This is a genomic window from Thioclava sp. ISO4, from assembly GCF_058105145.1.
In genome coordinates this window covers 1,688,123-1,698,566 of the sequence record NZ_CM176571.1, presented here as the reverse complement: position 1 = coordinate 1,698,566, position 10,444 = coordinate 1,688,123, and the positions used below count along the sequence as shown (strand labels likewise).

Sequence of the window (10,444 nt, the reverse complement as noted above, 5' to 3'; positions counted from 1 at the left end):
ACTGGTCAAGCCAAATAAAGACAAGACGCGCCTGAAGCTCACCTAAATCGGCAAGCTCCCTCCCCAAGTTGCGATATGAACGCGGTTCCGCCTTCTGACGAAATTTTGTTCTCTTTTAGGCTGAACTCACGCAGCGATATTGCAACGAAAATAGTATCCACAGGGTGCCGAAATCATATGAAACATATATATTTCAGCGACTTAATAAGATTACTTTGCGTCAACAATGAAACTTATCCACAAGGCTTTCTTGACGTAACGGGAACAATTGCGTCCAAAGCGAGGCGAATCGCCGCACCGGGCAAAGTGTCGCGCGACGGCCGGTAGAGGCCGGATTTCAATGGAAATCCCGGCTCGGGAAAAGCCGTTTCGCCTGCTCGCGCGGATGGCGCGCGGTGGTCTGCGGACGGGGCCTCGGGGCGTCGTCCGCCTGGGGTGTAGTGAGGCCCAGAACGTCGTCGAGCGGGTGCCCCAGATCGGCCAGTCGCGGGGAGAGATCCTCGATCTTTTCGGCGATCAGATGGACCACCACCCCCTCCCGTTCGAGCCGCCCGGAGACCCGCAGAAGACGCCCGCCCATCACCGCCCGGCGAAACCGTTCATAGAGCTTCGGCCAGACCACGACATTGCTCACGCCGGTCTCGTCTTCCAGCGTGATGAAGATCACCCCGGAGGCCGTTCCGGGGCGCTGGCGGGTGATCACGAGACCGCAAACCGTGACCCGATTTTGCCGCGTGCCGACCAGTTCGCAATGCGGCGTGAGGCCGGAAATCGAGGGGCGCAGCAGCTCCATCGGATGGGCGCGCAGGCTCAATCTGAGCGCCACGTAATCCTCCACGACCTCCTCTCCCAGATGCATCGCGGGCAGCTCCACAGCCGGTTCGCGCCCCCCTTCCCCGTCCATCGGATCGGCGAAAAGCGGCAGTGGCGCGGGGGCGCGGATCGCCTTCACGGCCCAGAGCGCATCGCGCCGCGTGAGGCCGATTCCGGCAAATCCGTCGGCCTCGGCGAGGCGTTCGAGCACATGCGGGGGCGTGCCCGCGCGTAGCCACAGGCTCTCGGGATCGGGGTAGCCATTGCCCCGTGCGGCGACGATCCAGCCTGCATCTTCCTCGCGAAATCCCTTGATCTGGCGAAAGCCCAGACGCAGCGCCAGGGTCCCGTCCGCGCGGCGTTCCAGCGAGCTGTCCCAGCCCGAATGGTTGACGCAAACGGGCCGCACTTCGACCCCGTGTTCCCGCACGTCGCGCACGATCTGGGCGGGCGCATAAAAGCCCATCGGCTGCGAATTCAGCAGCGCGCAGGCGAAGATCGCGGGGTGGTGGCACTTCAGCCAAGAGGAGACATAGGTGAGATGCGCAAAGGCTGCCGCGTGGCTCTCGGGGAAGCCATATTCGCCGAACCCCTCGATCTGGGAGAAGCAGCGATCGGCGAAATCGGGCGTGTAGCCGCGCGCCAGCATGCCCTCCACGAACCGGTCGCGGAAGGTGCCGATCGTGCCCATCTTGCGGAAGGTCGCGAGCGAGCGGCGCAGGCGGTCGGCCTCTTCGGGGGTGAAGCCCGCAGCCACCACCGCGATCTGCATCGCCTGCTCCTGAAACAGCGGCACGCCGAGGGTTTTGCCCAGCACGCCTTCCAGTTCCTTCGAGGGGAAATCGACCTTTTCGCGGCCCTGACGGCGGTTGATATAGGGGTGGACCATGCCGCCTTGAATAGGACCGGGACGGACGATGGCGACCTCGATCACGAGGTCATAGAAGGTGCGCGGACGCATCCGCGGCAGGAAGTTCATCTGCGCCCGGCTTTCCACCTGAAACACCCCCACCGCATCGGCGCGGCACAGCATGTCATAGGTCGGCATGTCCTCCTGCGGGACGGTGGCGAGCGACATATCCAGCTTCTCGTGACCCGCCAGAAGGTCGAAGCTCTTGCGGATACAGGTGAGCATCCCGAGGCTGAGAACATCGACCTTCAGGATGCCCAAAGTGTCGATATCGTCCTTGTCCCATTCGATGCAGGTCCGCCCCTCCATCGCGGCATTCTCGATCGGACAGAGCGCGTCGAGGCGGCCTTTCGTGATGACGAAGCCGCCGACATGCTGGCTGAGATGGCGCGGAAATCCGATGATCTCGCCGATCAGTTTCAGCGTCTGCGACAGCCGCCGGTCGGTGGGGTCGAGGCCCAGTTCGCCCATCCGCGCGTGGTCCGGCCCCTTGCCCGAAATCCCCCAGATCTGGCCCGCGAGGCTTGCCGTGACATCGGCGCTCAGCCCCATCACCTTGCCCACTTCGCGGATCGCGGCGCGGGTGCGGAAATGGATCACGGTCGCGCAAAGCCCCGCGCGGTCACGGCCGTAGCGTTCGTAGATCCACTGGATGACTTCCTCGCGGCGCTCATGCTCGAAATCGACGTCGATATCGGGCGGCTCGCCGCGATATTTCGAGATGAAGCGCTCGAAGACCATGCCGATCTGATCGGGGCTGACATCGGTGATGCCAAGCGCCCAGCAGATGATCGAATTGGCCGCCGAGCCGCGCCCCTGACACAGGATACCGCGGCTGCGGGCGAAGCTCACGATGTCATGGACGGTGAGGAAATAGGCGGCGAAGCCCAGTTCGGAGACGAGGCGCAGCTCCTTCTCCAGCAACCCCGCGTGACGTTCCGATATCCCCCCCGGAGAGCGCCGCGCCAGCCCCTCGCGGGCGAGCCGGTCGAGCCGGTCCTGCGCGGGCTCGTTCTGCGCAACCTCGTCGGGATATTCGTAGCTGAGTTCGTCGAGATCGAAGCCGCAGCGCGCCGCGATCTCGCAGCTTCGGCGCAGGGCGGCGGGGTGGCGCCGATAAAGCCGCGCCATGTCCTGCGGCCCCTTCAACCGGCGCTCGGCATTGGGCAGCGCGCGGGTGCCAAGCGCGTCGATGGTGCAACCCTCGCGCAGACAGGTCAGCACATCGGCCAGTTGCCGGCGCGACCCGCGATGCATCAGCACGTCGCCGGTCGCCACCATCGGCGTCGAGGCCCGGAGCGCGAGCGCCGCGCAGGCATCGAACCAGCGCTGATCCGAGCCGTCATAGCGCGGCGGCGCGCCAAGGAAGACCTGTCCCGGAAAGCGCCGCCGCATCTCCTGCAGCGGGCGGTAGGCGCGGGCAAGATCGGCGGGCGGCAGGGCGATCAGGATCATCCCCGCGCAGCCCTCCAGAAGGTCCGCGCGGGTCAGGTGACACTCCCCCTTCCCCGCCCGGCGCTTGCCGCGGGTCAGAAGCTGGCTCAGCCGGTGATAGGCCGCGCGGTCGGTGGGCAGCGCCACCCACTCGACCGGGCAATCGCTCAGCACCAGCCGCGCGCCGACGATCAGCTTCGGCAGTTTCGCGGTTGTGGGTCGGGCCAGATCCTGCGGCGACCCGATGGGCTGGCGGGAGCTTTCGTCGCGCTGGACTTCCGAGCGGATACGCAGCGCCTCACCGATCTCGCGCTTGAGTTCCTTGAGCGCCGAGAAGGCCCGGACCACGCCCGCGAGCGAGTTGCGGTCGGTGATCGCGATGGCCTCGAGGCCCAGCTCGGCGGCGCGCACCATCAGTTCCTCGGGGTGGGATGCGCCGGTGAGGAAGGTGAAGTTGGAGGTGGTGCAAAGCTCGGCATAGGCGAGTGGAATGGCGGGGGTGTTGGCGATGGTCACGACCGTGGAGGGGGCGCTGCCCCCGCGCCCGTCGGGCGCCCCCCGGGATATTTCGGCCAAGGCGAAGGGGGCGATCATGCGAAGACCCCCTCGACATACCAGCCGGGATCCTGCGGCGTGTGGAACATCCAGAGCCGCAGCCCCTGCCCGGTCTCGACGCGCCAATAGTCGCGCATCCCGCGCCGCCAGTTCGGGTCGTCGAACCACCATTCCGGGGTCAGCCGTTCCGGCCCCTCGATCCGTTCCGCGCTGAGCGACTGACGCCGCCAGCGGAAGCGGCGGGGCGGATCGGGGGCGTCGGACATGAGCGGCTCGGGCGGGAACAGCCGCAGCGGACGGGGATGCGGCTGATGCCAGTTGCCCTCGGGCTCGGTGAAGGCGGCGGGCGCGATCAGGAAGCTGCGCTCGGGGATATGGCTGTCGGCGGGCAGGTAGCGCTGGACGTTTTCCAGCCCGATGCGCAGCCCGATCCGGGTGATCAGATCGCCCAGCTTGTCGCGCCGCTCGGTGGCGATAGCGCCGATCTGGCGAACGGGCAGTGCCTCGACCTGCGTGGCGACGAGGCGCATCTGGTCGATCCCGAAGCCCGCGTCGATATCCTCGATGCCGCGCGCGAAGAGGGTCGCGATCCGGGTGGCGTCGCGGAGCGGGGTGGCGAGGCGCAGCTCGACCTCCTGACTGGCCTGATCGACGCGGCGCAGGGTGAGGCAGAGCACCCGCGCGCCGGTCTCGTTTTCCTTGAGTTTGGCGCAGAGCCGGTCGAGCAGCCGCTCGATCCCCGCCGTCACGTCGGCCTGCTGGCCGATCGGTTCGGGCAGGGTCAGGCGGGTGCCGTAATGGGGCGGATCGGCCACGGGCGAGACCTGTTCGGGCAGATCGCCCAAGGCCTGATCGAGCCGCGCCATCAGCCCCGCCCCGAAGCGGCGCACGAGGGGCGCGCGCGGCGTGCGGGTCAGGTCGCCGATCTCGCGCAGGCCCAGCCGCTGCAGCCCCGTGACCGTGTCATGCGGCAGGCGCAGCGCGGCGACGGGCAGCTTGCCCAGAGCCGCGAGCCGCGCGCCCGGCGCGGCCCGGCCGGGGGCGAAATGCGCCAGCGCCCAGGCTGCGCCGCGGGTATCGGCAAGGCCAAGCCGCGCGGTGATCCGGGCGCGCTCCAGCCGGGCGGCCATCTCGGCCATCATCGGCTCCTCCCCGCCCCAGAGGTGATCCGAGCCGGTGATGTCGAGCACCAGCCCCTCGTCCTCCAGCCCCACCCAAGGGCAGTAGCGCGTGGCCCAGCGGCGCAGGGTTTCGAGGAATTGCGCCTCGCGGGCGGGATCGGCGGGCGCGGTCTGCAGCGCGGGGCAGAAGGCGCGGGCCTCGGACAGCGCCATGCCGCGCGCCAGCCCCTGCCCCTCGGCGGCGGCGTTCAGGCAGTGCAGCCGGTCGGTATTGCCCTCGCGCAGGACCAGCGCGAAGGGCCCCTCAACGGGCCGCGCCCGAAGAACCCGGTCGCTCGCCAGCCGGGGAAACCAGAGGGTGAGAATACGCCGTGTGCGCCCGTCGAGCATGTCGCTGAGCCTAGGGTTCGAGTCATTTGTTCGCGCTTTGTTCTTTTTAGATCTCGCAGGCTGCGGAGTCGAGTCCGTCTCGCGGAAGGGCGCGTATCAGGGTGTGGCGATCGCGCCCTCGACGAAGGCGATCAGGCGCGGCAGGCAATGGGTGCGCAGATCGTAACGCGCGCACATATGGGCGCGGGCCGCCTCACGCATCGGGGCGAATGTCTGCGGGGTCGCCAGCCCTTCGGTCAGTGCCTTCGACCAACCGGGGATGTCGAAGAAATCCACCAGCCGCCCGGTCTGCCCGTCGGTGATCACCTCGCGCACCGGCGCGGTATCCGAGGCCACGATGGCGCAGCCGGCGGCCATCGATTCCATCAGCGACCAGCTGAGCACGAAGGGATAGGTCAGATAGGCATGGGTGCGGCTGACATGGAGCATGTCGACGTAATCGCCGTAAGGGATGCGGCCCAGAAAATGCACGCGGCTCATGTCCAGCCGGTCGCGCACCTCGTCCAAGAATTTCTGCTTCCAGCTTTTGGCGTCCTTCGGCGGGGCGCCATAGCTTTGCCCCTCCTCGCCCACGATCAGCACATGCGCCTCTGGCCGCGCGGCGAGCACATCGGGCAGCGCGCGCATGAAGGAGTGATAGCCGCGATAGGGTTCGAGCGAGCGGTTCACGAAAGTCAGAACCTCGTCGCCGGGGCGGAAGGTGAGCGTGGTTTCCGGCACGGTGAAACGCGCCTGCGGGTTCGGCGCGAGGCGGGCGCAATCGACGCCGTCATGGCAGATGGTGAGCTTGGCGCGCAGCTCCGGCGGGAAGGTCTCGGCCTGAAACTCGGTCGGGGCAAGCCCCGCATCGGCCTGAACCATGGACTGGATCAGATGTGCCGAGCGCGCGGTGGTGGAGATCCGGGTCTCGAGGCCGGGGCGCTGGAACTCGGCATCGAAATCCGTGTCCATCCCGGTCGTGCGATACATCAGCTCGGCATAGACCAGAAGCTTCGCCTCGGGCCAGACCTCGCGCAGGAACAGCGTCTCGCCCCAGCCGGAATGGCCGAAAATCACATCCGGCACATAGCCGTGCTTGTCGCGCAACTGCCGGGCGGCGAGTGCAACCTTCGCCCCGCGCGCGGCGCAATCGGCGTAGAGGCGCGTGAGCCGCGAGGACATCTCGACCGGCGCGGGCTTGCGGTATTTCACCACCTTCACCGGCGAGGGGCGCTGGTTCGTCTCGACCGTCAGGGCCAGAATGTCATGCCCGCGCGCGGCCAGAGCCGGTGCCAGATGTACGAACTGGCCCGGGAAGTTCTGGTGAACGAAGAGGATCTTCATGCAATCTCGGGGGTCAGCGAACTCTCCCCCAAGGCGGCCACCATCAACTGACGGGTATAGGCGGTCTGCGGATTGGCGAAGACCGCCGCCGCGTTGCCCGCCTCGACCACGTCGCCGCGCTTCATCACCATGATCTTGTGGCTGAGCGCGCGCACCACCCGCAGGTCGTGGCTGATGAACAGATAGGCGAGCCCGTGGCGTTTCTGCAGATCGCGCAGCAGGTCCACGATCTGCACCTGCACCGTCATGTCGAGCGCCGAGGTCGGCTCGTCCAGCACCACCACCTTGGGACGCAGGATCATCGCGCGGGCGATGGCGATCCGCTGGCGCTGGCCACCCGAGAATTCATGCGGGTAGCGCTCCATCATCGCCGGGTCGAGCCCGGTCTCCTCCATGATCTCGGCCACCATCTCGCGGCGGTTGCGGCCCGGATCGACACCGTGGACAGTCAGCCCCTCGCCGATAATCTGTTCCACCGTCATCCGCGGCGAGAGCGAGCCGAACGGGTCCTGGAACACAATCTGCATGTCGCGGCGCAGCGCGCGCAGCTTGTTCGCCTGCCAGCTGGAGATGTCCTGGTTCTCGTAGATGATCGGCCCTTCGGAGGCGATCAGCCGCATGATCGCGAGCGCGAGCGTGGTCTTGCCCGAGCCGGATTCGCCGACGATGCCCAGCGTCTCCCCTGCCCTCACCGACAGCGAGGCGTCGTTCACCGCCTTTACATGGCCGATGGTCTTGCGCAGCAGACCGCGCTGGATCGGGAACCAGATTTTCAGATGCTCGGTGCGCACCAGTTCGGGCGCGTTTTTGGGCACCGGTTCGGCGCGACCGGTGGGTTCGGCCTCCAGCAGCTTCTTCGTATAGGGGTGTTTGGGGTTGGCGAAGATGTCTTCGGTCTTCCCCTGCTCCACGATCTCGCCGTGCTGCATGACGCAGACCCGGTCCGCGATGCGCCGCACCACGCCGAGGTCATGCGAGATGAACAGAAGGCTCATCCCCATGTCGCGTTTCAGATCGGCCAGCAGCTCGAGGATCTGCGCCTGAATCGTCACGTCGAGCGCGGTCGTGGGTTCGTCCGCGATCAACAGGTCCGGCCCGTTCGCGAGCGCCATCGCGATCATCACGCGCTGGCGTTGCCCGCCCGAAAGCTGGTGCGGGTAATCCTGCAGCCGGTCCGCCGGGTTCTGGATGCCGACCTTGTCGAGCAGGTCGATGATACGTTTCTTGGCCTGCTCGCCCGTCACGCCCTGATGCAGCGCGAGGCTCTCGCCGATCTGCTTTTCCAGCGTGTGCAGCGGATTGAGCGAAGTCATCGGCTCCTGAAAGATGAAGCTGATATCGTTGCCACGCACCTGCATCAACTCGCGCTCGGTCGCGCCGACCATCTCGCGGCCCTCGTAGCGGATAGAGCCTTCGACCTTGGAATTGCCCCCGACCAGCGCCACGGTCGACAGCGCGGTCACCGATTTGCCCGAGCCGGACTCGCCCACGAGCGCGACGGTCTCGCCCGCGTTCACGGTGAAGCTCACGCCTTTCACGGCCGGGGTGAATTTGCCCTCGGAGCTGAAGGCGACCTTCAGGTTTTCGACCTCGAGAACCGGTTTCATCGGAACACCTTTCTGGGATCGAACGCGTCACGGATACCCTCGAAGACGAAGACCAGAAGCGAGAGCATGATGGCGAAGGTGAAGAAGGCCGAGAAGGCCAGCCACGGCGCTTGCAGGTGCTGCTTGCCCTGTAGCGCAAGCTCCCCAAGCGAGGGCGCGGAAGACGGCAACCCGTAGCCCAGATAGTCGAGCGAGGCGAGCGCGCCGATCGCGCCGGTGATCACGAAGGGCAGCATGGTCAGCGTGGCCACCATCGCGTTGGGCAGGATGTGGCGGAACATGATCACCCGGTCCGACACGCCAAGCGCACGGGCGGCACGGACATATTCGAAATTGCGCGCCCGCAGGAATTCGGCCCGGACGACGCCCACCAGCGCGGGCCAGCCGAAGAGGATCGAGACCATGACAAGCAGCCAGAAACTTCGGCCCAGGATCGCGAAGAGGATGATGATGACGTAAAGCGCGGGTGTGGAGGACCAGATCTCCAGAATGCGCTGGAAGAACAGGTCCACCTTGCCGCCGAAATAGCCCTGCACGGCGCCTGCCGCGATCCCGATGATCGAGCCGATCCCGGTCACGATCAGCGCGAACAGCACCGAGGTGCGGAAGCCGTAGATCACCCGCGCCAGCACGTCACGCGCGGTGTCATCCGTGCCCAGCCAGTGATCGGCATCGGGGGCCGAGGGCGCGGTGCCCACATCGTTGATCGTGTTGTAGCTGTAGGGGATCGGCGGCCACAGGAGCCAGCCCTTCTCGATCTTCTCGCCATCGACCTCGCCCGTCTGCAGCGCCTGTTTCGCGAAGGCGTTCGGGTCGTCCGCGTCGAAGCAGCCCTCGGTGCCGCCGGTCTCGATCAGGCACTGCACGGTCGGGTCGCGATAGATCGCCTCGGTGCGGAAATCGCCGCCGAAAGCGGTCTCGGGGTAGAAGTTGTAGATCGGGAAATACAGCTCGCCGCGGTAGCTCACCACAATGGGTTTGTCGTTCGCGATGAACTCCGCGAACATCGCGAGGACGAAGAGCACGGCGAAGATGATCGCGGACCAGAAGGCGCGGCGATTGGCCTTGAAGTTGCGCCAACGGCGTTGGTTGAGAGGAGACAATGCCATCAGCCGGACCTCTTCTCGAAATCGATCCGCGGGTCGACGAAGACATACATCATGTCGGAGATGATGTTCACGACGAGCGAGATCAGCCCGAACATGTAGAGCGTACCGAAGATCACCGGGTAGTCGCGCTCCACCGCCGCCTGGAAGCCCAGCAGGCCCAGACCGTCGAGCGAGAAGATCGTCTCCACGATGATCGACGCGCCGAAGAAGATGCCGAGGAACTGCGCCGGGAAGCCCGCGATCACGATCAGCATCGCGTTGCGGAAGACGTGACCGTAGAGGACCTTCTTCTCGGACAGGCCCTTGGCGCGGGCGGTCATCACATATTGCTTGTTGATCTCGTCGAGGAAGGAGTTCTTCGTCAGCAGCGTCATCGTGGCGAAGCTCGCGATGGTCGTCGCCGTCACCGGCAGCGCGATGTGCCACAGGTAATCGAGCGCCTTGCCGATCATCGTCAGCTGGTCGAAATTATCCGATGTCAGGCCGCGTAGCGGGAATATCTTGAAATAGCTGCCGCCTGCGAACAGCACCATCAGCATCACTGCGAACAGGAAGCCCGGGATCGCGTAGCCCACGATGATCGCGCCGGAGGTCCAGGTGTCGAAGGGCGTGCCGTCGCGTACCGCTTTGCGGATGCCCAGCGGGATCGAGATGATATAGGCGAGGATCGTCGACCACAGGCCGAGCGTGATCGAGACCGGCATCTTGTCGATCACGAGGTTCACGACGCTCTCGTTGCGGAAGAAGCTGTTGCCGAAATCGAAGGTCAGATAGCCCTTCATCATGATCGCAAAACGCTGCCACGCCGGGATCTTCTCCTTGTGGCAGGCCGGGTCCGCCAGATCGGGCGTGCCGGTGAACCCGTCATCGCAGACGATCCGCGCGAAGCCCATCTGCACTTCGAGCTGATTGAGCAGCTCCGGAGAAATACCGCGCGCGCCCTGATAGCCGCTATCCTCGACGCCGCCCTGGTTCTGCGTGCCCGCATCCCCGCCGCCCGAGATATTGCGCATCGAATCCGCCTCGCCCTGCACGCGGGCGATGACCTGTTCGATCGGCCCGCCGGGGACGAATTGCGTCAGCGTGAAGTTGATGATCATGATTCCCAGCAAAGTGGGGATCACCATCAGCAATCGCCGCAGGATATAGGCGCCCATGTCCGGCCCTCTGCTCGTTTATCGG

Annotated in this window: 6 protein-coding genes; all 6 read right to left on the bottom strand. The window is 65.9% G+C overall.

Annotated elements, in window-relative coordinates:
- Positions 1 to 337: 337 nt before the first annotated feature.
- A complete protein-coding gene (locus AC2TZ7_RS08585; protein ID WP_489866586.1) occupies positions 338 to 3,751 on the bottom strand; it encodes an error-prone DNA polymerase in 3,414 nt (1,137 codons plus the stop codon).
- The gene (locus AC2TZ7_RS08580) at positions 3,748 to 5,223 is read right to left on the bottom strand and encodes a Y-family DNA polymerase (protein ID WP_489866585.1); all 1,476 of its coding nucleotides are present in this window, start codon (positions 5,221 to 5,223) and stop codon (positions 3,748 to 3,750) included. The genes AC2TZ7_RS08585 and AC2TZ7_RS08580 overlap by 4 nt, the downstream gene beginning before the upstream one ends.
- 96 nt (positions 5,224 to 5,319) lie before the next feature.
- Positions 5,320 to 6,546 (bottom strand): glycosyltransferase, encoded by a 1,227-nt coding sequence (locus tag AC2TZ7_RS08575; RefSeq protein WP_489866584.1) that lies wholly within the window; start codon positions 6,544 to 6,546, stop codon positions 5,320 to 5,322.
- A complete protein-coding gene (locus AC2TZ7_RS08570; RefSeq protein WP_489866583.1) occupies positions 6,543 to 8,153 on the bottom strand; it encodes an ABC transporter ATP-binding protein in 1,611 nt (536 codons plus the stop codon). The genes AC2TZ7_RS08575 and AC2TZ7_RS08570 overlap by 4 nt, the downstream gene beginning before the upstream one ends.
- Entirely contained in the window at positions 8,150 to 9,262 is a 1,113-nt protein-coding gene (locus AC2TZ7_RS08565; protein ID WP_489866582.1) for an ABC transporter permease, read from the bottom strand. The genes AC2TZ7_RS08570 and AC2TZ7_RS08565 overlap by 4 nt, the downstream gene beginning before the upstream one ends.
- Entirely contained in the window at positions 9,262 to 10,419 is a 1,158-nt protein-coding gene (locus AC2TZ7_RS08560; protein ID WP_078539650.1) for a microcin C ABC transporter permease YejB, read from the bottom strand. Before AC2TZ7_RS08560 ends, AC2TZ7_RS08565 begins: the two co-directional genes overlap by 1 nt.
- Between the last annotated feature and the right edge of the window lie 25 nt (positions 10,420 to 10,444).